This window comes from Streptomyces sp. NPDC001544 (assembly GCF_042894285.1).
Lineage (GTDB): Bacteria > Actinomycetota > Actinomycetes > Streptomycetales > Streptomycetaceae > Streptomyces.
In genome coordinates this window covers 352167-373821 of record NZ_JBIAVN010000002.1, presented here as the reverse complement: position 1 = coordinate 373821, position 21655 = coordinate 352167, and the positions used below count along the sequence as shown (strand labels likewise).

The 21655-nt window shown below is 69.7% G+C and carries 26 protein-coding genes and 1 pseudogene; 18 read left to right on the top strand and 9 right to left on the bottom strand.

Going from position 1 to position 21655, the window contains the following annotated elements; all coding sequences use genetic code 11:
* The first annotated feature begins 14 nt into the window (after positions 1–14).
* The 7 genes and pseudogenes from ACFY0F_RS07080 (at position 15) to ACFY0F_RS07050 (ending at position 3777) form a co-directional block, all read left to right on the top strand.
* Positions 15–734 carry a helix-turn-helix transcriptional regulator gene (locus ACFY0F_RS07080; protein WP_388790142.1) on the top strand — a complete coding sequence of 240 codons (720 nt, stop codon included), beginning with the start codon at positions 15–17 and terminating at the stop codon, positions 732–734.
* Positions 649–1149 (top strand): GntR family transcriptional regulator, encoded by a 501-nt coding sequence (locus ACFY0F_RS07075; protein ID WP_388790140.1) that lies wholly within the window; start codon positions 649–651, stop codon positions 1147–1149. Before ACFY0F_RS07080 ends, ACFY0F_RS07075 begins: the two co-directional genes overlap by 86 nt.
* Positions 1107–1537, top strand: a pseudogene (locus ACFY0F_RS07070) (NUDIX hydrolase). The gene ACFY0F_RS07075 and the pseudogene ACFY0F_RS07070 overlap by 43 nt, the downstream one beginning before the upstream one ends.
* The gene (locus ACFY0F_RS07065; protein ID WP_388790137.1) at positions 1530–1757 is read left to right on the top strand and encodes a hypothetical protein; all 228 of its coding nucleotides are present in this window, start codon (positions 1530–1532) and stop codon (positions 1755–1757) included. The pseudogene ACFY0F_RS07070 and the gene ACFY0F_RS07065 overlap by 8 nt, the downstream one beginning before the upstream one ends.
* 1095 nt (positions 1758–2852) lie before the next feature.
* Positions 2853–3068: a hypothetical protein gene (locus tag ACFY0F_RS07060; RefSeq protein WP_388790135.1), complete on the top strand. Its 216-nt coding sequence runs from the start codon at positions 2853–2855 to the stop codon at positions 3066–3068.
* Positions 3069–3206: 138 nt separating this feature from the next.
* A complete protein-coding gene (locus ACFY0F_RS07055; protein ID WP_388790132.1) occupies positions 3207–3461 on the top strand; it encodes a hypothetical protein in 255 nt (84 codons plus the stop codon).
* Between the two features lie 85 nt (positions 3462–3546).
* On the top strand, positions 3547–3777 hold the full coding sequence (locus ACFY0F_RS07050; protein ID WP_388790130.1) for a hypothetical protein: 231 nt from the start codon (positions 3547–3549) through the stop codon (positions 3775–3777).
* Between the two features lie 223 nt (positions 3778–4000).
* On the opposite strand, the gene ACFY0F_RS07045 is transcribed toward ACFY0F_RS07050, so the two are convergent.
* The 4 genes from ACFY0F_RS07045 to ACFY0F_RS07030 all read right to left on the bottom strand — a co-directional run bounded on the left by ACFY0F_RS07045 (position 4001) and on the right by ACFY0F_RS07030 (position 7729).
* Positions 4001–4246: a hypothetical protein gene (locus tag ACFY0F_RS07045; protein ID WP_388790127.1), complete on the bottom strand. Its 246-nt coding sequence runs from the start codon at positions 4244–4246 to the stop codon at positions 4001–4003.
* Positions 4247–4357: 111 nt separating this feature from the next.
* Positions 4358–4642, bottom strand: a complete 285-nt coding sequence (locus ACFY0F_RS07040) for a hypothetical protein (protein ID WP_388790124.1) — start codon at positions 4640–4642, stop codon at positions 4358–4360.
* Between the two features lie 1054 nt (positions 4643–5696).
* Positions 5697–5849 carry a hypothetical protein gene (locus ACFY0F_RS07035; protein ID WP_388790122.1) on the bottom strand — a complete coding sequence of 51 codons (153 nt, stop codon included), beginning with the start codon at positions 5847–5849 and terminating at the stop codon, positions 5697–5699.
* Between the two features lie 644 nt (positions 5850–6493).
* Positions 6494–7729: an acyl-CoA dehydrogenase family protein gene (locus tag ACFY0F_RS07030; RefSeq protein ID WP_388790120.1), complete on the bottom strand. Its 1236-nt coding sequence runs from the start codon at positions 7727–7729 to the stop codon at positions 6494–6496.
* A gap of 163 nt (positions 7730–7892) precedes the next feature.
* Here ACFY0F_RS07030 and ACFY0F_RS07025 point away from each other — a divergent pair, with 163 nt between their 5' ends.
* Entirely contained in the window at positions 7893–8537 is a 645-nt protein-coding gene (locus ACFY0F_RS07025; protein WP_388790117.1) for a TetR family transcriptional regulator, read from the top strand.
* A 13-nt stretch (positions 8538–8550) separates the two neighbouring features.
* Here the strand turns inward: ACFY0F_RS07025 and def are convergent, their stop codons facing one another.
* A complete protein-coding gene (gene def, locus ACFY0F_RS07020; protein WP_388790114.1) occupies positions 8551–9090 on the bottom strand; it encodes a peptide deformylase in 540 nt (179 codons plus the stop codon).
* Positions 9091–9240: 150 nt separating this feature from the next.
* On the opposite strand from def, the gene ACFY0F_RS07015 reads away from it, so the two are divergent.
* The 5 genes from ACFY0F_RS07015 to ACFY0F_RS06995 all read left to right on the top strand — a co-directional run bounded on the left by ACFY0F_RS07015 (position 9241) and on the right by ACFY0F_RS06995 (position 13786).
* Positions 9241–10479, top strand: a complete 1239-nt coding sequence (locus ACFY0F_RS07015) for a MurT ligase domain-containing protein (RefSeq protein ID WP_388790111.1) — start codon at positions 9241–9243, stop codon at positions 10477–10479.
* Between the two features lie 31 nt (positions 10480–10510).
* Complete coding sequence (locus ACFY0F_RS07010; protein WP_388790108.1) at positions 10511–11239, top strand: type 1 glutamine amidotransferase; 729 nt, start codon at positions 10511–10513, stop codon at positions 11237–11239.
* A 238-nt stretch (positions 11240–11477) separates the two neighbouring features.
* Complete coding sequence (locus ACFY0F_RS07005; RefSeq protein ID WP_388790106.1) at positions 11478–12503, top strand: 6-phosphofructokinase; 1026 nt, start codon at positions 11478–11480, stop codon at positions 12501–12503.
* A 105-nt stretch (positions 12504–12608) separates the two neighbouring features.
* A complete protein-coding gene (locus ACFY0F_RS07000; protein ID WP_388790103.1) occupies positions 12609–13559 on the top strand; it encodes a cytochrome c oxidase assembly protein in 951 nt (316 codons plus the stop codon).
* Positions 13560–13615: 56 nt separating this feature from the next.
* Entirely contained in the window at positions 13616–13786 is a 171-nt protein-coding gene (locus ACFY0F_RS06995) for a hypothetical protein (RefSeq protein ID WP_388790101.1), read from the top strand.
* Between the two features lie 27 nt (positions 13787–13813).
* Here the strand turns inward: ACFY0F_RS06995 and ACFY0F_RS06990 are convergent, their stop codons facing one another.
* From ACFY0F_RS06990 to ACFY0F_RS06975, 4 genes are read right to left on the bottom strand one after another with little or no spacing between them, the layout of a single operon-like run.
* Complete coding sequence (locus ACFY0F_RS06990) at positions 13814–15019, bottom strand: sensor histidine kinase (RefSeq protein ID WP_388790098.1); 1206 nt, start codon at positions 15017–15019, stop codon at positions 13814–13816.
* Positions 15016–16728, bottom strand: a complete 1713-nt coding sequence (locus tag ACFY0F_RS06985; protein WP_388790096.1) for a cation acetate symporter — start codon at positions 16726–16728, stop codon at positions 15016–15018. Before ACFY0F_RS06985 ends, ACFY0F_RS06990 begins: the two co-directional genes overlap by 4 nt.
* A complete protein-coding gene (locus tag ACFY0F_RS06980; protein ID WP_388790094.1) occupies positions 16725–17081 on the bottom strand; it encodes a hypothetical protein in 357 nt (118 codons plus the stop codon). Before ACFY0F_RS06980 ends, ACFY0F_RS06985 begins: the two co-directional genes overlap by 4 nt.
* Before the next feature lie 10 nt (positions 17082–17091).
* Complete coding sequence (locus ACFY0F_RS06975; RefSeq protein WP_388790091.1) at positions 17092–17847, bottom strand: LytR/AlgR family response regulator transcription factor; 756 nt, start codon at positions 17845–17847, stop codon at positions 17092–17094.
* Between the two features lie 76 nt (positions 17848–17923).
* Between ACFY0F_RS06975 and ACFY0F_RS06970 the strand changes: the two genes are divergently transcribed.
* From ACFY0F_RS06970 to ACFY0F_RS06950, 5 genes are all read left to right on the top strand, one after another.
* Entirely contained in the window at positions 17924–18439 is a 516-nt protein-coding gene (locus ACFY0F_RS06970; protein ID WP_388790088.1) for an Lrp/AsnC family transcriptional regulator, read from the top strand.
* Positions 18440–18563: 124 nt separating this feature from the next.
* Complete coding sequence (ddaH, locus tag ACFY0F_RS06965; RefSeq protein WP_388790086.1) at positions 18564–19376, top strand: dimethylargininase; 813 nt, start codon at positions 18564–18566, stop codon at positions 19374–19376.
* Positions 19373–20599, top strand: coding sequence for an ornithine--oxo-acid transaminase (gene rocD / locus ACFY0F_RS06960; RefSeq protein ID WP_388790083.1), 1227 nt, complete (start codon positions 19373–19375; stop codon positions 20597–20599). The genes ddaH and rocD overlap by 4 nt, the downstream gene beginning before the upstream one ends.
* Positions 20600–20686: 87 nt before the next feature.
* Positions 20687–21145, top strand: a complete 459-nt coding sequence (locus ACFY0F_RS06955) for a hypothetical protein (protein WP_388790081.1) — start codon at positions 20687–20689, stop codon at positions 21143–21145.
* Between the two features lie 20 nt (positions 21146–21165).
* Complete coding sequence (locus ACFY0F_RS06950; RefSeq protein ID WP_388790078.1) at positions 21166–21645, top strand: copper-binding protein; 480 nt, start codon at positions 21166–21168, stop codon at positions 21643–21645.
* The last annotated feature ends 10 nt before the right edge of the window (positions 21646–21655 follow it).

Sequence of the window (21655 nt, the reverse complement as noted above, 5' to 3'; positions counted from 1 at the left end):
GTAGCGTCGGCCTCATGAACCGCACTCCTCGGCTCTACGCACTGGTGGAAGAGTTGCGCGCGGCGGCGCCGCGATCGTTGACGGTTGCCGCACTCGCCGCGCGGTTCGAGGTCAGCACGCGCACGGTGCAGCGCGATCTCCAGGCGCTGATGGAGGCGGTTGTCCCGGTGCGCACCACAACCGGGCGGGGCGGCGGCTGGTCGATCGACCCGGCGATGACCCTCCCGCCGATCCGCTTCACCGCCGAAGAGACGGCGGCGCTGGTCGCCGCCCTCGCCGCCGCCGACGCCTCCGCCCCCTACGCCGGCGCGGTCCGTACGGCGTCCCAGAAGATCGCGGCCTCGATGACCGGCCCCGCCTGGACGGCGGCCCAGCACCTCGCCGCCCGGATCGTCGCGCTGCCGACGCGGACCATGGAATCGGTCCGGGCCGCGGTGGAGCAGGCTCTCACCGACAGCACGGTGCTGCGGCTGTCCTACGTCGACGCGGCCGGGCGGAAGAGCGACCGCGACGTTGAACCGGCCGGACTACTCACCGCCGACGGCAAGTGGTACCTCATCGCCTGGTGCCGCACGCGCCAGGCCGGTCGAGGCTTCCGACTGGACCGAATCACCGCAGCGGCACCGACCGGTGAACAGGCGCAGCCCCATGACCTGGCCGACCTACTGCTCGGCTCGGCCGCCGCCAGGGCGGGGCAGCCCACCGCGCTGGCTTCACTCATACCTTCACCGTGACAATCGGAACTACTCGTCTAGGACCGAGCTCTTGCCTCGCAAAGAGTCGAACAAGCACTACATGCGCGTAGCTGAGCTGCTCCGTAGCAGAATCGAGTCTGGCGAACTGCCACCGGGGGCCAAGGTCTCTCATACGGCATACGCTGCCGAGTTCGGCGTCAGCGTCGAGGCGGTGAAGCGAGCCTGCGGCAAGCTCGCGGAAGTCGGCCTCCTTCTACCCGGTCATGGGCATCGGGTCGTACCTAAGCCGTCTACCGGAAAAAGGTGGTTCTTCCTGCCAGTCGACCAACCCGAAGAGGTCGCTATCGCACTGCGAGAAGCCATGACTGACCAAGAGGTAGCTGCCTTGATGGCCGCCTTGGTAGCTGCCTCATGGAGGCAGAATCCCATCATCACCGGGCTGCCGCCCCAGTGAGCGTGCTGGACCAGAAGGTCGCGGCGGCCGTGATCGTGCATCACGGCCGCCTGCTTCTTATCCGCCGCCGGGTCGCAGAGGGCCGCCTGTTGTGGCAGTTGCCTGCGGGCAAGGTCGAGAATGGCGAGTCGCTCCAGGCGCGGCGGTACGCGAGACGCTCGAGGAGACGGGGCTGACCGTGGAAGCGATCCGGGTGCTCGGCGAGCGCATCCACCCGTACACGGGCCGGCCGATGTCCTACACCGCCTGCCGCGTGATCGGCGGCGAGGCCCACGTCGCGGACGCCGACGAGCTCGACGCCGTCGCCTGGGTGACGCTCGCCGAGATCCCCGAACTGGTGCCTTACGGGCCGGTACAGGAGTACCTGGACGACCTACTCAGTGCCTGAAAAGCAGATCACACACCCCTTCCACCGCGCGCGGGAGGGGCGCCGCTATGCACGGCGCCTGCACCGTCTTTGGGTCAAGTTCTGGCCGAATATCGCCATTACTGTGTTCGCCTTTCTCGGCCTGCAGGAAAAGGCGCAGGCCATAAACGACGACGGCCTTGAAAGTATCTACGAACTGCCGCCCCAGGCAGACGACCCGTCGGGGACTTCCAAGTGGTAGGGACCATAAATTCAGATGATCACCCATTCGAGTGACGGGGATAAAAAGTCTGCAGGCCAGAGGCTGCCTGGGGCCACTCCGAGCGTGCTCTACAGTCGTCTCCGGGACGACCAACAGCCGAGGTGAGGCACACCCCGACTGTCGCTTGACCAGCGAGTTCGCCGCTCGCTGGTCGGCTGGAAACCGTCCACGGAAATGGGGGCTCCATGAGGAGCGTAACGCAGACACCAGAATCTGAACCGACAGCGGACTACCTGCTCCACAATCCACTCCCGCAGTTGCTGAAGGAGTTCGGTGTCAGGGCGACTATCATGGAGGTCGAGCCGGGCTTCACCGGCTGGGCCTGCATCAACGCTGACGGCAGTCGCCTCTTCGTGCGGCCAGCGGGACGGCCTGACGCCGAGTGGGAGATCGTCGCCCGTTCGATGCTGGGCATGGTGCTGGGTGTTCAGCTGCCGCCACCGCCGGTGGCCTTATCGCCTGACCGAGCTGTAGCCCCTGACCGCCGCCGTGCCCGCCTCGGGTGCGGCGGCGTTTCGCGTGCGCCGGGTTCGCGCCCTTGTCGCTCCGCCTGCATCCCCTGGCCGTCTTCTGTCAGCGCGGTCTCGCTTCGACGCCCCGCCCGCTGGTGGCCTGTGAGCATTAACCGTTGCTTTTGCGCCATCCTGACTGCCCGTTTTGCTCTGCCGTACTACGCGTAACTACGCATTCACAGGAGGCAAGTCACGCCTTGCACGCATGCATGTGTGCAGGTCAACTCAGAATCCGTACTGTACGGGATTGCAGGTCAATGCACCCGTGGGTGCATAAGGGTGGGGTCCTCGGGGGGCCCGTCAAGGGAGCCGGATCTGCGTGATCACCTTGTGGCCGAATCGCACACGGGCCACGCGACGGGCTAGGTTCTGTGTCATCTTTCCGCAGGCGGAACCGGCCGGGCGGTTCGCACCCGCCCGGCCGGTTTGACCAGCGAGTTCGCACCTCGCCGCCAGTGGAAACCCATGCCAAATGAGAGGTTCCGATATGAGCTTAGCCGAGTTGGCGGAATCAAGTTCGGGGCAGACAGCGAGGTGGCTACTCGACACGCCCATCCCCCAGTTGCTCGCTGAGCTGGACGCGGAGCTGCGACTCCTGCCCATCGGCGACGAGAGGATGTGGGGGCGGGTGGATGTGCGCGAGGGTCGAATCTCGATGGATCTGTCCTCGTTTTTGCCGGCGCCGCTGCGTGAGCAGATGGTCCGCGTGATGTTGGGCCAGGTGCTGCGGGTGCCACTACCGGATCTGCCCGAGCCGTATCGACTGACCGCGCTGTAGCCCGGCACGCCCGACGCCCCCGGTCCCCCTCCCGGCTGGGGGCGTTTCGCGTGCGCCTGGTTCGCGCCCTTGTCGCTCCGCCTGTACTCCCTGACCGTGGACTGTCAGCGGGGTCGCACTGGACTTGAGGGGGACGACGTGGCTCGTAGGTGGGATGACGCGGTCGGCTGGCTGCTGCTGCACGCGGCGGTGGTGCTGCATCGGACAGTTGCGGGCCGGGCGGCGCGGGAGCGGATGCAGGCCCGGCGGAATGCGGCATTGCGGGCAGCGAACCGGCGCGGGGTGGCGGTGGAGGAGCTGGCCGCGCGGATAGGGCTGTCGGCGGGCTGGATCCGGCAGGTGCTCGCCGGGCGGAAGCCAGTCGAGCCGGCCGCAGTGGAGGAAGCCGCGTAGCCGGACGTGCGTGAAGCCCCCAGTCGGATTGCTCCAACTGGGGGCTTTGCCGTGTCCGCCGTATGCTCTCGCTGGATTCTCCGGCATGGGCTACCACGACGACTTGCCGATCGTCTCTCCACCTGAATGCCAGCTCGACCGCGACCTCTGGGAGTTGCTGGAGAAGGGCGGCGAGCGGGTGGCGCTGGCGAACGAGGCTGAATTCCGTGCCGCGATGCTGATGCTGCAGGTGCTGGCGTCGGGCGACAACGTGGGACACAAGCAGGCACTGGCGTTGGCCGGGCGAATCTCGCGGCGGCTGCCTGACGATGAGTAGCCGCAAGGCGCGTGAGTTGAGGATGAAGACGGCATTCGACGAGCTGCGAGTCGCGAGTGGGCGCATCGATAAAGCGGCCGACGGTCGATCGTGGCGGCGAAGACCTGATCGACGAGGCGCTGGGGCTGACGCGAGACGAGCCGGACGACGATGGCGATGCAACGCCGTCCGGCCAGTCGGACTAGCCCGTCCGCCATTCGGCCATCGGGCGGGGCTTCGTCGCTCACCCGAGGTAGGTCACCTGTAGCACGGTGATCGTCTTGAACGTCTGTCCGATGAGGAGGACGGCGAAGACCTGCCCAGTGACGATCATCCGCATGACGCCGTCGTCTTCACCGTAGGGCTCGGTGGCGGCGATGGGGTCGTGGCAGGCGTCGGCTAACGCGAGGGTGAGGGCTTCGCTGGCAGCGGCCGGCATCGCCTCGTGGACGGCTTCCGCAGCGGGGTCGTACTTGAGTCGGTAGATCACGCGCTACTCCATGAAGGCATGGCTAAGTACGGCCGGTAGGCAGCGGATCCTCCCAAATCCCCGGTCGAAGAGTAGCGGCTCGACGACAGTGCGTGTCTGCCGATCGAGGAATCAGGCGGCGCCTCGGGTGCGGATGCGGTCGGCTTCGGCGAGGACCCGGTCGGTAACGTCGATCCACTCGCCAGGCGGCTCCTCGCCGCGCGCCTCTGCCGCCGCGATCTGCCGGCCGCGCTCGACGGCGGCCACGGTGTCCTTGGCGATGCGCTCCCAGCGGGCGAAGACGGCCAGCAGTTCGTGGGCTGGCGCGCGGTTGATCTCGGCGAGGAAGCGCTGGGCGAGGGCAGGATTGCCGAGTGCGTCACGGATCCGTTCGATGGTCCACGGCTGCTCGCTCATCCCGGCCTCCGAAACTTTAGGGGGCTTGAGTTTCTCTACCCTAGAGCATCTATGGATGCGTAAGGGTGGGGTCGCCGCCAGCGGACCGTGACCGTCTCCCCCGCCGCCCGTTGCCCATGGCATGGATGATCTTCTAGCTAGCCGCCGAGTTCGACCCTGCCGAGGCCACGGAGCCGCGCGTGCCCCTGCTCACCCTGTCGGAGGCGCACGAGCTGTTGGAGGTGCTGCAGCACTTCGGGGCCGCCGATCACGATTGGGGTGCGCAGGCCCGGCGGTCTTGGTCGGGCGCTACTTTCGCCGCCATACGGAGTAACACGGCAGACCAAGGATTGCATCCTGTGGGCAAAGTGGGGGAATGGAAGACGCTGCGAGGAGGCCCGCGAGGTCGCGTAGAAGGCGACGCTTCGACGCCGTACACAAATGGTCCGCGACAGCTACTGCTGTCGTCGCTCTGGCCGTCTCCCTCTTCAACTTCGCTGAGCTGCAGCGCAAACCTCACGTCGATGTGACGCTTCCTCACCTCATTCGCCTCGAAAAGGCGGGCAACAACGTTTGGTTCTATGTACAGCCGACAATCGCAACCAGGTTCAAGAGTGAGAATGTGGAAGTAATCCGCGATGCACGTTTGCACCTCACCCCTACTGGTTCCATCTATTCTTCGAAGAGGCCAGCTTTCTATTGGAGGGAGAGCGACACGTGGTCATACGATGCAACTACAGACTCAATCAATCCCACTTGGAGTAGCGATCCCGCCCCAATTATCGTCAGCCAGGACAAACCTCAACAGCCAGCATTCAGTTTCCTGGCCGAAAACTGGATGTATCAGACTGGCCAATACGAAGCATCCCTTGAGCTGTCTCGTTCAACGGACCGCACTCCATTGATCAAGGCATTCTGCCTGATTATTTCTAAGGCGGCCGTCAATGAGCTGACACATCCACAGCCACCGGATCAGACGATCCGGTTCTTCCGCAATGATATTCCCAAGTTCACCTCGTCTGGCAACTCTCCGGGCTGCTACCGGAGGGACACGGACTAAAGCCCGGGGCGGCGGTCAGGGCTTGTCTCGCTTCTCGTGCCGCTTGCGGTAGTACTCGGCATGCTCTGCCTTCTGCTGTGCCTCGTACTGCTCATTCCAGGCGATGACCAGCTCGACGAGCGCTCGGTGGACGCGGCCGAGTTCCCAGAGGGGATAGAGACTGGCCACTGCGACGGCAATCCAACTGTCCCAGTGGAGGATCCTGAAGGGCTGGTAGAGCAGAAAGGCCAGGGGGCGAACTTTACGACAACTCCCGGAATGCTGTCGATTCCGCCAGCGATTTCAACTCTGCCGCCCTTGCTGTGCCAATGCAGGAGTGATCTCACGTGTCCCCCCTCGGGTTGCGGATGGGCATCATGCCGCAGACCGGGTCGCCAGCGGCAGCCGCAGCGCCTCTGAGTGCCCGTAGCTGGTGGAGCAGGCCGGGCAGCGGACGCCGGCGGTGTCGAGGGTGACGCGGAGGACGTGCCCGCACGGGCAAGAGACGCCTATCCGGCGGGGTGCTTTCTCCCCTTCGGCGATCGTCGTGGCGTGGCCGTGATAGCGCCACAGCTCCTTGTGCAACTCGTCGACCGCGGCGAACGAGCTGCAGATCCAGGGGGCGTTCGCGACGGCTCGTTGAGGGTCGTCGTAGACCGCCGCGAGTTCGGCCCGTATCCCCCACTGAAGCCGTCCAGGGACAGACGATCTCCCAAACGTCTCCCAAACGCGATGGGATCTTGAGTCGGAAGTACAGAAACGGCCCTCCCCAGATGACTGGGAGGGCCGTTTCACTGGAAGCGTTCTATGCGCGTCCTTCTGCTGAGATGCCCCTAACGGATCGGCACCCCGGCGAGCGTCCGCGCGATCACCAGGCGCTGGATCTCGCTCGTGCCCTCGAAGATGGTGTAGATGGCCGCGTCGCGGTGCATCCGCTCCACCGGGTACTCCCTGGTGTACCCGTTGCCGCCCAGGATCTGGATCGCCTGCGCGGTGACCTTCTTCGCGGTCTCGCTGGCGAACAGCTTGGACATCGAGCCCTCGGCCGCGGTGAACGGCTTGCCGTTGATCGCCATCCAGGAGGCCCGCCACACCAGCAGCCGGGCGGCGTCGATGGACGTGCGCATGTCCGCGAGCTGGAAGGCGACGCCCTGGTTGTCGATGATCGGCCGGCCGAACTGCTCGCGGGTCCTGGCGTAGTCGAGGGCGACCTCGTACGCGGCCCGTGCGGTGCCCACCGCCATGGCGCCCACGGCCGGCCGGGAGGCCTCGAACGTGGCCATCGCCGCGTTCTTCACCCGCTCTCCCCCCGCCTTGGCCGCCTTCGCCCGCTCCCGGGCCCGGGCGAGACGCTCGTCCAGCTTCTCCTTGCCGCCGAGCAGGCAGGAGCCGGGGACGCGCACGTTGTCGAGGATGACCTCGGCGGTGTGGGAGGCGCGGATGCCGTGCTTCTTGAACTTCTGGCCCTGGGCCAGGCCCGCAGTGCCCGGCGGGACGATGAAGGAGGCGTGGCCCTTGGAGCCCAGCTCCGGGTCGACGACGGCGACGACGACGTGGACGCCCGCGATGCCGCCGTTGGTCGCCCAGGTCTTGGTGCCGTTGATCACCCACTCGTCCTTGGCCTCGTCGTACACCGCGCGCGTGCGCATGGAGCCCACGTCGGAGCCGGCGTCGGGCTCGGAGGAGCAGAAGGCGGCCACCTTGACATCGCCCGCGTCACCGTACATCTGGGGGATCCAGGTGCCGATCTGTTCCTCGGTGCCGTTGGCGAGAACGCCCACGGCGGCCAGGCCGGTGCCCACGATGGACAGGGCGATGCCCGCGTCGCCCCAGAACAGCTCCTCCATCGCCATCGGGATGCCGAGGCCGGTGGGGTCGAAGTACTGCTGCGCGTAGAAGTCGAGGGAGTAGATGCCGACCTTCGCGGCCTCCTGGATGACCGGCCAGGGAGTCTCCTCACGCTCGTCCCATTCGGCGGCCGCGGGCCGGATGACGTCGGCGGCGAAGCCGTGCAGCCAGTCCCGGACCTCCTTCTGTTCGTCGTTGAGCTCCATGGTGAACTCGGCCATGTCCCCTCCAGCGGCTGTGCATGTTACTAGCGGTAACGGCAGTGTGTTACTCGCCGGTAGGAAAAGTCAACTCCACAAGGCCCCTCCGCTTCCGTTCGATGTCAGGGGCACGCAGTGTTAGTTTGCGCAGGCGTCACCGAACCAGCACGGGTGGGGAGAGCACATGGACACCACACAGCGAACCGATCAGCAGCGATCCGCCGACCGCCGACGGCGCGAGCTGCTGGAGGCCGCCGACCGGGTGGTGCTCCGCGACGGCCCGCAGGCCTCGATGAACGCCATCGCGGCGGAGGCCGGCATCACCAAACCGATTCTTTACCGCCACTTCGGGGACAAGGGCGGACTTTACGCCGCCTTGGCCAAGCGGCACACGGACGCCCTGCTCGATTCCCTGCGGGCCGCGCTGGACGCACCTGCCGACCGGCGGGAGCGGGTGGAGTCCACGCTGGACACCTACCTCGCCGCGATCGAGGCCCGGCCCCAGGTGTACCGGTTCCTGATGCACCCTTCGGAGGGCGGTCAGGGCGGCGACCAGGGGTTCGACGTCGGCAAGCACTCCGCGCCGTTGCTCCGCCGGATGGGCGAGGAGCTCGCCCAGGTCATCGAGGACCGGCTCGACCTCGGACCGGGCAGCCAGCAGCTGGCCCGGGTGTGGGGGCACGGGATCGTCGGGATGATGCACGCGGCGGGTGACTGGTGGCTGGGCGAACGTCCCTGCTCCCGTGCGGAGTTGGTGCGCAGCCTGGCCGACCTGCTGTGGGGCCGCCTGGCGGCCGCGGGGGACAGGATGGGCGGCCCCGGGTTCTGAAGCCGCGCGGCGGTCACCGCCCCCACGGCGCTCGCGCGGCCTGCCGCAGCACCCTCCGCTTGCGCCATCCCGTTAGGCGATCCACGTAAAGGCCACCCTCCAGGTGGTCGCACTCGTGCTGCAGGCACCTCGCGAAGAACCCCGTGCCGTGCACGGTGACCGGCTCCCCGGCCACCGTGCGGCCCTCGACCACCGCATGGTCGTACCGCTCCGTGCCCGCCTCCAGCCCCGGCAGGGACAGGCAGCCCTCCGGGCCGCGGAGCACGACGCCGTCCGACTCCACCAGTCGCGGGTTCACCACATGTCCGAGATGCCGCACATCGTCGTCGTCCGGGCAGTCGTAGACGAACACCCGCAGGGGCACCCCGATCTGATTCGCGGCCAGGCCCACGCCCTGCGCCGCGTACATGGTGGCGAACAGGTCCTCGACGAGCGCGGACAGTTCGGGACCGAAGTCGGTGACGTCCCGGCACGGCTCGCGCAGCGCCGCGTCGCCGAGCAGGGTGAGAGGCCGGACCCGCCCGCGGGCGCCCGGGATGAAACCGTGTCGCATGGCCGCAAGGGTACGGTTCCTTCGGCCCATGCCCGCCGCGCAGACGTGGGCCGCGGTTCGGGCATGTGAGTGGATCTCGATAGGCTGAGGCCACACCACGTTGCCGGATGGCTCAAGGCGCGGCGCGTACGCAAGGAGGATCGAGAACTGATGGCAGGCAACTCGGACCCGCTCACGCCGCGGGCCAAGCTCGCCGTGACCGCGGGCAAGGCGGTCGCGGCGGCGTCGCGCGCCGCGGGGCGCGGCAGCGGATCGGTGATCGGCGGCCGGGTGGCGCTCAAGCTCGACCCCGACCTCCTCGCCCGGCTCGCCCAGAACCTGGACGTCGTCCTGGTGTCGGCGACCAACGGCAAGACCACGACCACCCGGCTCATCGCCGAGGCCCTGCGGGCCGCCGGGCCCGTCGTGTCCAACGCGCTCGGCGCCAACATGCCGGCCGGCATCACCTCGGCGCTGGCAGGCGGCTCGGACGCCAAGTTCGCCGTGATCGAGGTCGACGAGAAGTACCTGGCCGGTGTGGCCAGGGACACCGACCCCAAGTGCATCGCGCTGCTGAACCTCTCCCGCGACCAGCTCGACCGCGCCGCCGAGACCCGGATGCTGGCCGAGAACTGGCGCGAGGGCCTGGCCGGCACGAAGGCCGTCATCGTCGCCAACTGCGACGACCCGCTGGTGGTGTGGGCCGCGTCCTCCTCCCCCAATGTGATCTGGGTCGCCGCCGGGCAGATGTGGAAGGACGACGCCTGGTCCTGCCCGTCCTGCGGCGGTGTGATGCAGCGGCCGGGCGACGACTGGTTCTGCGGCGAGTGCGGCTTCCGTCGTCCGACGCCGAGCTGGGCGCTGTCCGGGGACCACGTCCTCGACCCGCACGGCTCCGCGTGGCCGATCCACCTGCAGCTGCCGGGGCGCGCCAACAAGGCCAACGCCACCTCCTCCGCGGCCGTCGCCGCCGTCTTCGGGGTGCCGCCGCAGGTCGGTCTGGAGCGGATGTACCAGGTGCAGGCGGTCGCCGGCCGGTACGACGTCGTTCAGTTCCAGGGTCGTGACCTGCGTCTGCTGCTGGCGAAGAACCCGGCCGGCTGGCTGGAGACGTTCTCGCTCATCGACCCGCCGCCCGCCCCGGTGATCCTCTCCGTGAACGCCCGCGGCGCCGACGGCACCGACACCTCCTGGCTGTGGGACGTCGACTACACCCGGCTGACCGGCCATCCGATCTTCGTCATCGGCGACCGGAAGCTGGACCTCGCGGTGCGCCTGGAGGTCGCGAACCAGCACTTCCAGGTCTGCGAGAACCTGGACCAGGCCGTATCGGTGTGCCCGCCGGGCCGGGTCGAGGTCATCGCGAACTACACCGCGTTCCAGGACCTGCGCCGCCGCGTCGGCAACTGACCACATCGGACAACGGAGTGACGATCCCTTCATGAGCGACAACCAACTGCGGCTGGTGTGGATCTACCCGGACCTGCTGAGCACCTACGGCGACCAGGGCAACGCGCTGGTCATCGAGCGGCGGGCCCGGCAGCGCGGTCTGGACGTGGCGCGGCTCGACGTGCGCAGCGACCAGCCGATCCCCACCTCCGGTGACATCTACCTGATCGGCGGCGGCGAGGACCGGCCGCAGCGGCTCGCCGCCGAGCGGCTGCGCCGGGACGGGCACCTGTACCAGGCGGTGCAGAACGGCGCGATCGTCTTCGCGGTCTGCGCCGGCTACCAGATCCTCGGCCACGAGTTCGTCAACGACCTCGGTCAGCGCGAGCCCGGCCTCGGTCTGCTGGACGTGACCACGGTGCGCAACGAGGGCGAGCGGTGCGTCGGCGACGTCCTCGCGGACATCGACCCGCGCCTGGGCCTGCCCCCGCTGACCGGCTTCGAGAACCACCAGGGCATCACCCATCTCGGCCCCACCGCCCGTCCCCTCGCCCAGGTCCGCCTGGGCAAGGGCAACGGCACCGGCGACGGCACCGAGGGCGCGTACAACGACACCGTCTTCGGTACGTACATGCACGGGCCCGCCCTCGCCCGCAACCCGCAGATCGCCGACCTGCTGCTGAAGCTGGCGCTGGACGTCAACGCGCTGCCGCCGATCGACGACCGGTGGTACGAGGCACTCCGCAACGAGCGCATCGCGGCTGCGCAGCAGCCTGCGTAGGTAGGGCTGCGCAGCAGCCTGCGTAGGTGCGGTTACACAGTCCTTTAAGGCCCCTTCAAGCGCTGTCCGGCAGAGTGGTCCACAGGCCCGCCTGACGGTCCGTCCGCTCACATGTGCGGGCGCGTCCAGCAGGCGGACGCCTGCTGCGGAGCCACCCCCTCCCGCCGGTAGGGTGGCCGGGATCCAGCCGGACAGCGTGGTCCGGTTACCCGGCCCACGTCTAGAAGGTAATCGGGCTATGCGCATTGGTGTCCTCACGTCCGGCGGCGACTGCCCCGGCCTGAACGCCGTCATCCGGTCCGTCGTGCACCGTGCCGTCGTCGACCACGGCGACGAGGTCATCGGGTTCCTGGACGGCTGGAAGGGTCTCCTGGAGTGCGACTACCTCAAGCTCGACCTCGACGCCGTGAGCGGCATCCTGGCGCGTGGCGGCACCATCCTCGGCTCCTCCCGGGTCCGCCCGGAGCATCTGCGGGACGGTGTGGCGCGGGCCAAGGGGCATGTCGAGGAGCTCGGCCTGGACGCGATCATCCCGATCGGCGGTGAGGGCACGCTGAAGGCGGCCCGCCTGCTGTCGGACAACGGCCTGCCCATCGTCGGCGTGCCGAAGACCATCGACAACGACATCGCGGTCACGGACGTCACCTTCGGCTTCGACACGGCCGTCGGCGTCGCCACCGAGGCCCTGGACCGGCTGAAGACCACCGCCGAGTCCCATCAGCGTGTACTGATCGTGGAGGTCATGGGCCGCCACACCGGCTGGATCGCGCTGCACTCCGGCATGGCGGCCGGCGCGCACGCCATCGTGGTGCCGGAGCGCCCCTTCGACATCGAGGAGCTGACCCGGAAGGTCGGCGAGCGGTTCGAGGCGGGCAAGCGGTTCGCGATCGTGGTGGCGGCCGAGGGTGCCAAGCCGAAGGCCGGCTCCATGGAGTTCGACGAGGGCGGCAAGGACATCTACGGCCACGAGCGTTTCGCCGGGATCGCCCGGCAGCTCTCCGTCGAGCTGGAGCAGCGGCTGGGCAAGGAGGCCCGTCCGGTCATCCTCGGGCATGTGCAGCGCGGTGGCACGCCCACCGCGTACGACCGGGTCCTGGCCACGCGCTTCGGCTGGCACGCGGTGGAGGCGGTGCACCGCGGGGAGTTCGGCAGGATGACGGCGCTGCGCGGTACGGACATCGTGATGGTGTCCCTGGCGGAGGCCGTGGAGACACTGAAGACGGTGCCTTCGCAGCGGTACGACGAGGCGGAGTGCGTGCTCTGAGGGGTCCTGGCGGACTCCCTGCCCCCGGTCGCGGACGTGACCGGGGGCGGTTCTAGTCTTGGGGGCGGACAGACGCGTACAACCCCCACGAATCAGGAGCCGGCGATGGATCACAGCGGGCACGGCATGGTCATGGATCTGCCGCCGTTCACGCTGGGGCGGGGTCTTCACTGGTCGGCGGACCCGTTCTTCCTCGTCGCCTGCCTGGTGGGGCTGGGGCTGTACGGCTGGGGGGTCGTGCGGCTGCGGCGGCGCGGTGACGCCTGGCCGGTCGGCCGGACGGTGTCGTACGTCGCGGGTGTGCTGACCATCGGGCTGGTGATGTGCACCCGGCTGAACGACTACGGCATGGTCATGTTCAGCGTGCACATGGTGCAGCACATGATCATCAGCATGCTGTCGCCGATCCTGGTGCTGCTGGGCGCGCCGGTGACGCTGGCGCTGCGCGCCCTGCCGACCGCGGGCAGGGGCCGCAAGGGCCCGCGCGAGCTGCTGCTGGCGCTGCTGCACAGCCGGTACATGCGGGTGATCACCCACCCGGTGTTCACGATCCCGCTGTTCATCGCGAGCCTGTACGCGCTGTACTTCACGCCGATCTTCGACTTCCTGATGGGGTCGAAGACCGGGCACGTCGCGATGATGGTGCACTTCCTCGCGGTGGGCGTGGTGTTCTTCTGGCCGATCATCGGCGTGGACCCGGGTCCGCACCGGCCCGGGCACCTGCTGCGGATGCTGGAGCTGTTCGCGGGCATGCCGTTCCACGCGTTCTTCGGAATCGCGCTGATGATGGCCTCGACGCCGATGGTGGAGACGTTCCGGAACCCGCCCGCCTCGCTCGGCATCGACGCGCTCGCCGACCAGAACGCGGCCGGCGGCATCGCCTGGGCGTTCAGTGAGATCCCGTCCGTACTGGTGCTGATCGCGCTGCTGTTCCAGTGGTACAGCTCGGAGAAGCGGCAGGCCAAGCGCAAGGACCGGGCCGCCGACCGTGACGGGGACCAGGAGCTGGAGGCGTACAACGCCTACCTGGCCTCGCTGAACGCGCGCAAGGGCTGAGAAAGCCGGTCTTCCGGGGCACCATGGGGGGACGGACCCTACAGGAGGCTGGTGCGATGCCCGGTTCCACGAACGGTTCCACAAAGGCCATGGGGGTGCTCACCGTCGGCGGGCTGGTGGTGGTGACGGCCTACACGGTGGCGCTCGGCAGCAACGGCTGGCTGTGGTTCGGCTGGGTCGTGCTGGGGCTGCTCACGCTCGCCATGATCATGACGCAGAGCAGCTGACCACGCAGGGCACGCGACCGGCCGCGTTCAGCCGGCCGTGAGCCGGCCCGCCGAGTGGACGCCGGGCTGGTACTTGGGCAGCCGGGCGGTGATCTTCATGCCCGCGCCGACCGCCGTCTCGATGACGAGGCCGCGGTCGTCGCCGTACACCTGGCGGAGCCGGTCGTCGACGTTGGACAGACCGATGCCGCCGGACGGGCCGGCCTCGCCGGCGAGGATCCGGCGCAGCAGCGCGGGCTCCATGCCGACGCCGTCGTCCTCGATGACGACGAGGGCCTCGGCGCCCGCGTCCTGCGCGGTGATCTGGATGTGGCAGGCGTCGGCCTTGCCCTCCAGGCCGTGCTTGACGGCGTTCTCCACGAGGGGCTGCAGGCACAGGAAGGGCAGGGAGACCGGCAGCACCTCGGGGGCGATCTGCAGGGTGACGGAGAGGCGGTCGCCGAAGCGGGCCCGGACCAGTGCCAGGTAGTGGTCGATGGCGTGCAGTTCGTCGGCGAGGGTGGTGAAGTCGCCGTGCCTGCGGAACGAGTAGCGGGTGAAGTCGGCGAACTCCAGCAGGAGCTCCCGAGCCCGTTCCGGGTCGGTGCGCACGAACGAGGCGATCACCGCGAGCGAGTTGAAGATGAAGTGCGGGGATATCTGGGCACGCAGGGCCTTGATCTCGGCCTCGATGAGCCGGGTGCGGGACCGGTCGAGATCCGCGAGCTCCAGCTGGACGCTGACCCAGCGGGCCACCTCACCGGCCGCGCGGACCAGGACCGCGGACTCGCGCGGGGCGCAGGCGACCAGCGCGCCGTGCACCCGGTCGTCGACGGTGAGGGGGGCGACGACGGCCCAACGGACCGGGCAGTCGGGGGTCTCGCAGCTCAGCCGGAACGCCTCCCCGCGGCCGGTCTGGAGCGGTTCCGCCAGCCGGTCCATGACCTCGGCGCGATGGTGGCCGCCCGCCCCGTCCCAGACCAGTACCTCCGCCAGGTCGGTCAGGCACAGCGCCTCCGTGCCGAGCAGGGTGCGCAGGCCCCGGGCCGACTTCCGGGCGGTCTCCCCGGTCAGCCCGGCCCGCAGCGGGGGCGCGGCGAGGGAGGCGGTGTGCAGGGTCTGGAAGGTGGCGTGCTCGACCGGAGTACCGAGGTCTCCCGGGCTCCCGGGCCGGGCGGTACGCCGTCCGATCCAGAATCCGGCCGCCAGCAGCGGCAGGACGGCGGCACACAGACCCGCGAGGAAGCCGCTCAAGCCGTCACCTCGGACCGCAGTTCCTCGGGCAGGTGGAAGCGGGCCAGGATCGCCGTCGTGCCGGGCGGCACCCGGGCCGGGGTGGCCAGGGACACCAGCACCATGGTGAGGAAGCCCAGCGGCACCGACCACAGGGCGGGCCAGGCGAGCAGGGCGTGCAGCGGGCCGGTGCCGGGGAAGCCGGCCATGGTCGCGGCGACGGCGAGGAAGGCCGAGCCGCCGCCCACCAGCATGCCCGCGGCCGCGCCGGGCGGGGTCAGTCGCCGCCACCAGATGCCGAGGACCAGCAGCGGGCAGAAGGACGAGGCCGAGACGGCGAAGGCCAGCCCGACCGCGTCGGCCACCGGCAGGCCGCCCACCAGCATGCTCGCCGCGAGCGGCACGGCCATGGCGAGCACCGTGCCCAGCCGGAAGTGCCGTACCCCGCGTGAGGGCAGTACGTCCTGGGTGAGCACTCCGGCGACGGCCATGGTCAGGCCCGAGGCGGTGGACAGGAACGCGGCGAAGGCGCCGCCCGCCACCAGCGCGCCCAGCAGGTCGCCGCCGACGCCGCCGATCATCCGGCCGGGCAGCAGCAGGACGGCGGCGTCCGCGTCACCGCTGAGGGTGAGTTCGGGGGCGTACAGGCGGCCGAGGGCTCCGTACACCGGCGGCAGCAGGTAGAAGCCGCCGATCAGGGCGAGGACGGCGACCGTGGTGCGGCGGGCGGCGACACCGTGCGGGCTGGTGTAGAAGCGGACGACGACGTGCGGCAGCCCCATGGTGCCGAGGAACGTGGCCAGGATCAGCCCGTACGTGGCGTACAGCGGGCGTTCCTCGCGGCTCGCCGCGAGGGAGGTGGACATGCCGCCGTTGCTGCCCCGGTCGGCGGCGGGGACGGGGGTGCCCCGGGCGAAGGTCAGGCGGGTGCCGCCCTCGATGCGGTGGGTGCCCGCGGGCAGGCGGAGCCGGGTGCCGTCGTGGACGCGGCCGTCGATCCTGCCGCTGACGGTGATCGTGAGCGGCCCCCGGAGCCGGAGGTCGAGGGTGTCGTCGACGAGGACGGTGCGCTGCTCGCGGAAGGCGGCCGGTTCCGCGAGGGCGGGTCTCGGGCCGCCGTCGGTCTGCCAGGCGAGGACGAGGAAGAGGGCGGGGACGAGGAGCGCCGTGAGCTTGAGCCAGTACTGGAAGGCCTGCACGAACGTGATGCTGCGCATGCCGCCCGCGGCGACGGTCGCCACCACGACCACGGCCACGATGATCCCGCCGAGCGGGTCGGGGGCTCCGGTGAGCACCGTCAAGGTCAGCCCCGCGCCCTGTAGTTGGGGCAGCAGGTACAGCCAGCCGACGCCGACCACGAAGGCCCCGGCCAGTCGTCGCACGCCCTGTGAGGCGAGCCGTGCCTCGGCGAAGTCCGGCAGCGTGTAGGCGCCGGAACGGCGCAGCGGGGCGGCGACGAAGAGGAGCAGGACGAGGTAGCCGGCCGTGTAGCCGACCGGGTACCAGAGCATGTCCGGGCCCTGCACCAGGACCAGCCCCGCGATGCCGAGGAAGGAGGCGGCGGAGAGGTACTCGCCACTGATGGCGGCCGCGTTGAGGCGGGGGCCGACGGTGCGGGAGGCGACGTAGAAGTCGGAGGTGGTGCGGGAGACACGCAGGCCGAAGGCACCGACGAGGACGGTGGCCACGACGACGAGGGCGACGGCGGGCACCGCGTAACCGGAGTTCACCGGTCTTCCACCAGGCGCACGAAGTCGCGCTCGTTGCGTTCGGCGCGGCGCACGTACCAGCGGGCGACCAGGATCAGCGGTGCGTACAGGCAGAACCCGAGCACCGCCCAGGACAGGCGGCGGGCGTCGGGGGCGGCCGCGAAGACCAGCGGGAGCGGGCCGACGAGCAGGGCGAGGACCGCGAAGCCGGTCAGTGCGGCCCGCAGTTGACTGCGCATCAGGGAGCGCAGGTAGGTGTGGCCGAGGGTGGTGAGCTCGTCGATCTCGGTGCGCGGCCGGTAGTAGCCGGAGGTCCTGCCGCGGATGCGGCGGGGCGGTCCGGTGACGGTGACTCGGCGTTCGGTGGGCTCCACAGCGGCATCCCTACCCCGCGGTCCGGCGCATCAGCAGGTCCCGCAGTTCGCGGGCGTGCCGTCGGCTGACCTGGAGTTCCTCGTCGCCGACCAGGACGCTCACGGTGCCCGCGTCCAGGCGGAGTTCGCCGATGTGGCGCAGGGCGACGAGGTGCCGGCGGTGGATGCGGACGAAACCGCGGGCCCGCCAGCGTTCCTCCAGGGCGGACAGCGGGATGCGGACGAGGTGGCTGCCGGTGCCGGTGTGCAGGCGGGCGTAGTCGCCGTGCGCCTCCACGTGGGTGATGTCGTCGACGGCGAGGAAGCGGGTCACGCCGCCGCGTTCGACGGGTATCTGGTCGGGGTCGGGTTCGTGCACGGGTATCGGCGGTGCGGTGCCGCGCAGTTCGGCGGCCCGGCGGACGGCTTCGGCGAGGCGTTCCCTGCGGACGGGCTTGAGCACGTAGTCGACCGCCTCCAGGTCGAACGCCCGCACGGCGAAGTCCTCGTGGGCGGTGACGAAGACGACCAGCGGCGGCCGGGCGAACCCGGTCAGCAACCGGGCCATCTCCAGTCCGTCGAGGCCGGGCATCTGGATGTCGAGGAAGACCACGTCGATGGCGTCGGGCCCGGCCGGCCCGGACTCCAGGGCGCGGGTGATGCGGCGCAGCGCCCCGGTGGCGTCCCCGGCGCCCTCGGCGGCGGCGATGCGCGGGTCGGCGTTGAGCAGGTACACGAGCTCTTCCAGCGAGGGCCGTTCGTCGTCGACGGCGAGGGCGCGCAGCATGAACGTGGAGTGTAGGAGGAATCCGCACGCCTGGACATGTGCCGGTGTGGACGTCGCCGCTGGATACAGTGCCGACATGAACAGCAGGACCGTCCCGTTCGACGAGCTCGACCGCAAGATCATCACGGCGTTGATGGCGAACGCCAGGACCAGCTTCGCCGAGATCGGTGCGGCGATCGGGCTGTCGGCCACCGCGGTGAAGCGGCGGGTGGACCGGCTGCGGGACACCGGTGTGATCACGGGGTTCACGGCCACCGTGAAGCCGTCGGCACTGGGCTGGCGCACGGAGGCGTACGTGGAGGTGTACTGCGAGGGGGCGGCGCCGCCGAGGCGGCTGGCCGAGGTGGTCCGCAACCATCCGGAGATCACGGCGGCCATGACCGTGACGGGCGGCGCGGACGCGCTGCTGCACGTGCGGGCACGGGACGTGGAGCACTTCGAGGAGGTGCTGGAGCGGATCCGCACGGAGCCGTTCATCAGGAAGACGATCAGCGTGATGGTGCTGTCCCACCTCCTCCCGGAAAGCCCGGAGGCGGGAGCCACCCAGGCCGCCCCGGACGGGGACGGGCCGCACGCAGCAGACGTGCGCTGACCGGGTTCACAACGCAGTGATCCTGCGCGAAGACGCAGGTGTCGTTCCTTGTCGCGCGTCCGGGTCCGTTCTTACCTTGGAGTCAACCCTCGTTCGGCACCGCAGGAAGCGGAGGAACCCCTCTGTGCCCGACAGCCGTGTACCGCGCCTCAGGCGCTTCCTCGTCTGCGAACCCAGACACTTCGCCGTGCAGTACGCGATCAATCCCTGGATGCATCCCGACACCAGCGTCGACGTGGATCTGGCCCGGGAGCAGTGGCAGGCGCTGATGAGCGCCTACCGCACCCACGGCCACACCGTCGACACCGTGGACCCGGCCCCCGGCCTGCCGGACATGGTCTTCGCCGCGAACTCCGCGGTGGTCGTCGACGGCCGGGTCTTCGGCTCCCTCTTCCACGCGCCGGAGCGGCGCCCCGAGTCGGCCCACTACGACACCTGGTTCAGGTCGGCCGGGTTCGACGTGCGCCGTCCCGAGTCCGTCTGCGAGGGCGAGGGCGACCTGGTGTGGACGGGCCGGTACCTGCTGGCCGGGACCGGCTTCCGCACGACGCGTGAGGCGCACCGCGAGGTGCAGGAGTACTTCGGTCACCCGGTGATCAGCCTGACGCTGGTGGACCCGTACTTCTACCACCTGGACACCGCACTCTTCGTCCTCGACGACGACAACATCGCCTACTACCCCGAGGCCTTCTCGGCCGGCAGCCGGGAGGTGCTCGCGCGCCTGTACCCGAACGCGGTGCTCGCCACCCGCGACGACGCGATGGCGTTCGGCCTCAACTCGGTGTCCGACGGCCGGCACGTCTTCATCGCGCCGCGGGCCGAGGCACTCGCCGGCCGCCTCGCCGAGCACGGCTACGTCCCCGTCCCCGTCGACCTGTCGGAGTTCCACAAGGCCGGCGGCGGCATCAAGTGCTGCACCCAGGAGATCCGCTCATGAGCGCACCCGCACGCACCCGTACCTCCGCCGACCTGATCCGCGCGGAGGAGCCGGTCCTCGCGCACAACTACCATCCGCTGCCGGTGGTGGTCGCCCGGGCCGAGGGCGCCTGGGTGGAGGACGTCGAGGGCCGCCGCTACCTCGACATGCTGGCCGGCTACTCGGCGCTCAACTTCGGCCACCGCCACCCCGCGCTGATCGAGGCCGCCCACCGCCAGCTCGACCTGCTGACGCTGACCTCGCGCGCCTTCCACAACGACCGGCTCGCCTCCTTCGCCGAGCGGCTCGCCGCGCTGACCGGGCAGGACATGGTGCTGCCGATGAACACCGGCGCCGAGGCCGTGGAGAGCGGCATCAAGGTGGCCCGCAAGTGGGCGTACGAGGTGAAGGGCGTTCCCGCGGACCGGGCGACGATCGTGGTGGCGGCGGAGAACTTCCACGGCCGTACGACGACGATCGTCGGCTTCTCCACCGACGAGACGGCCCGCGCGGGCTTCGGCCCCTTCGCGCCGGGTTTCCGGATCGTCCCGTACGACGACCTGGCCGCGCTGGAGGAGGCGGTCGACGAGACGACGGCGGCCGTGCTGATCGAACCGGTCCAGGGCGAGGCGGGCGTGATCGTCCCCGCCGACGGCTATCTGCGCGGGGTCCGCGAGCTGACCCGGCGCGCGGGCTGTCTGTTCGTCGCCGACGAGATCCAGTCGGGGCTGGGCCGCACCGGCCGTACGCTCGCCGTCGAGCACGAGGACGTCGTCCCGGACCTGGTGCTGCTCGGCAAGGCGCTGGGTGGCGGGATCGTGCCGGTGTCGGCCGTGGTGGGCCGCCGCAAGGTCCTCGGTGTGCTGCGGCCGGGCGAGCACGGCTCCACGTTCGGCGGCAACCCGCTCGCGGCGGCGGTCGGCACGGCGGTCGTCGAGCTGCTCGAGACGGGTGAGTTCCAGCGCCGGGCGGCCGAGCTGGGCGCCGTGCTGCGCGAGGGGCTGGCCGGGCTGACCGGCCGGGGCGTGGTCGGCTTCCGTTCGCGCGGGCTGTGGGCGGGCGTCGACGTCGACCCCGCCCTCGGCACCGGCCGCGAGGTCAGCGAACGTCTCATGCGGGAGGGGATCCTGGTCAAGGACACCCACGGCTCGACGATCCGGCTGGCCCCGCCGCTGACCATCACGGCGGAGGAACTGCGTTCCGCGCTGGGCACGTTGGAGCGGGTGCTCGTCCGGGGAAGCTGAGGTGCGCGGTTCCGGGTGCTCGGTGGGCGCAATCCGCCGGGAGCTGTTCTCCGTATCCCTCACAGGAGCGGAACACCTGGAGCCACGATGAATCCCACCCATGCCGTCGAAGCCGGCCTCACGGGACTGGGGGTGTGCTGCGCCGTGGCCAATGCGGCGCTGCACACGCTCCTCGTCCCCGACCACCTGGAGGAGATGTTCTACATCGGCGTCCTCTTCGCGGTGGGGAGCGCCGTCATGTCGGCGGTGGCGGTGGCGCTGGTCGCCATGAGGCGCCCGCTGGCCGCTTGGCTGACCGGGGCCCTGGTCAGCCTCGGAATGATCGTCGGCTTTGCGCTGTCGCGCACCGTCGGACTGCCGGCCGGCTATGACGAATCCGGCTGGGAGACGCCGTACGGCCCGCTGTCCCTGCTCGTCGAGGGGCTCTTCGTCCTTGCCTTCCTTGCGTGGCTGGGCGGCCGGGTGGCCCGTGGCACCTCGCCGGGAAGGCGGTACGGGTCGGCGCGCGAACCGGTCTCCGTCAGGCCCGACATCTCAGAACGCTGACGCAGCGAGGAGTACCGGCCATGGCTGGAACACTCAGCCGGAGCGGAGCGGCGGTGGGGGCGGGCGTGATGACGCTGGCCGCCGTGCTCACGGCGTGCGGGAACTCGGGGTACGGCAGCGGGGGAAGCGGGACCACGTCCTCCGCGTCGCCCTCTCCGTCGTCTTCCCCCGCGTCCTCCCCGTCGGCAAACGGCAAGCCGACGGGGACGACGGTGACGGTGCAGATGACCGAGTACAGGCTGACCCTGTCGTCGAAGTCGTTCAAGTCCGGTGACTACACCTTCGTCGCCGAGAACAAGGGGCACATCGCGCACTCCTTGGAGGTCGAGGGGCAGGGCGGTGACGTACGGCTGCCCCACGACGTCGCTCCGGGTCGGTCGGCGCAGCTCAGGGTCACGCTGAAGAACGGCTCCTACGAGCTGTACTGCCCGGTGGACGGGCACAAGGACCTCGGCATGAAGACGGACATCACCGTCGGTGGCGCCACCGGTGGCTCGTGAGGGGCGGCAC

What these genes read in the sequence shown, in the direction of transcription:
- ACFY0F_RS07010 (WP_388790108.1), top strand. Translation starts at nt 10,511, where the DNA reads ATGAGCGACAACCAACTGCGGCTGGTGTGGATCTACCCGGACCTGCTG.
- ACFY0F_RS06975 (WP_388790091.1), bottom strand. Translation starts at nt 17,847, where the DNA reads ATGCTGCGCGCCCTCGCCGTCGACGACGAACGGCCCTCGCTGGAAGAG.
- def (WP_388790114.1), bottom strand. Translation starts at nt 9,090, where the DNA reads ATGCGACACGGTTTCATCCCGGGCGCCCGCGGGCGGGTCCGGCCTCTC.
- ACFY0F_RS07015 (WP_388790111.1), top strand. Translation starts at nt 9,241, where the DNA reads ATGGCAGGCAACTCGGACCCGCTCACGCCGCGGGCCAAGCTCGCCGTG.
- ACFY0F_RS06950 (WP_388790078.1), top strand. Translation starts at nt 21,166, where the DNA reads ATGGCTGGAACACTCAGCCGGAGCGGAGCGGCGGTGGGGGCGGGCGTG.
- ACFY0F_RS07080 (WP_388790142.1), top strand. Translation starts at nt 15, where the DNA reads ATGAACCGCACTCCTCGGCTCTACGCACTGGTGGAAGAGTTGCGCGCG.
- ACFY0F_RS06970 (WP_388790088.1), top strand. Translation starts at nt 17,924, where the DNA reads ATGAACAGCAGGACCGTCCCGTTCGACGAGCTCGACCGCAAGATCATC.
- ACFY0F_RS07075 (WP_388790140.1), top strand. Translation starts at nt 649, where the DNA reads ATGACCTGGCCGACCTACTGCTCGGCTCGGCCGCCGCCAGGGCGGGGC.
- ACFY0F_RS07025 (WP_388790117.1), top strand. Translation starts at nt 7,893, where the DNA reads ATGGACACCACACAGCGAACCGATCAGCAGCGATCCGCCGACCGCCGA.
- rocD (WP_388790083.1), top strand. Translation starts at nt 19,373, where the DNA reads ATGAGCGCACCCGCACGCACCCGTACCTCCGCCGACCTGATCCGCGCG.
- ACFY0F_RS07050 (WP_388790130.1), top strand. Translation starts at nt 3,547, where the DNA reads ATGGGCTACCACGACGACTTGCCGATCGTCTCTCCACCTGAATGCCAG.
- ACFY0F_RS07040 (WP_388790124.1), bottom strand. Translation starts at nt 4,642, where the DNA reads ATGAGCGAGCAGCCGTGGACCATCGAACGGATCCGTGACGCACTCGGC.
- ACFY0F_RS07030 (WP_388790120.1), bottom strand. Translation starts at nt 7,729, where the DNA reads ATGGCCGAGTTCACCATGGAGCTCAACGACGAACAGAAGGAGGTCCGG.
- ACFY0F_RS07000 (WP_388790103.1), top strand. Translation starts at nt 12,609, where the DNA reads ATGGATCACAGCGGGCACGGCATGGTCATGGATCTGCCGCCGTTCACG.
- ACFY0F_RS06995 (WP_388790101.1), top strand. Translation starts at nt 13,616, where the DNA reads ATGCCCGGTTCCACGAACGGTTCCACAAAGGCCATGGGGGTGCTCACC.
- ACFY0F_RS07005 (WP_388790106.1), top strand. Translation starts at nt 11,478, where the DNA reads ATGCGCATTGGTGTCCTCACGTCCGGCGGCGACTGCCCCGGCCTGAAC.
- ACFY0F_RS06955 (WP_388790081.1), top strand. Translation starts at nt 20,687, where the DNA reads ATGAATCCCACCCATGCCGTCGAAGCCGGCCTCACGGGACTGGGGGTG.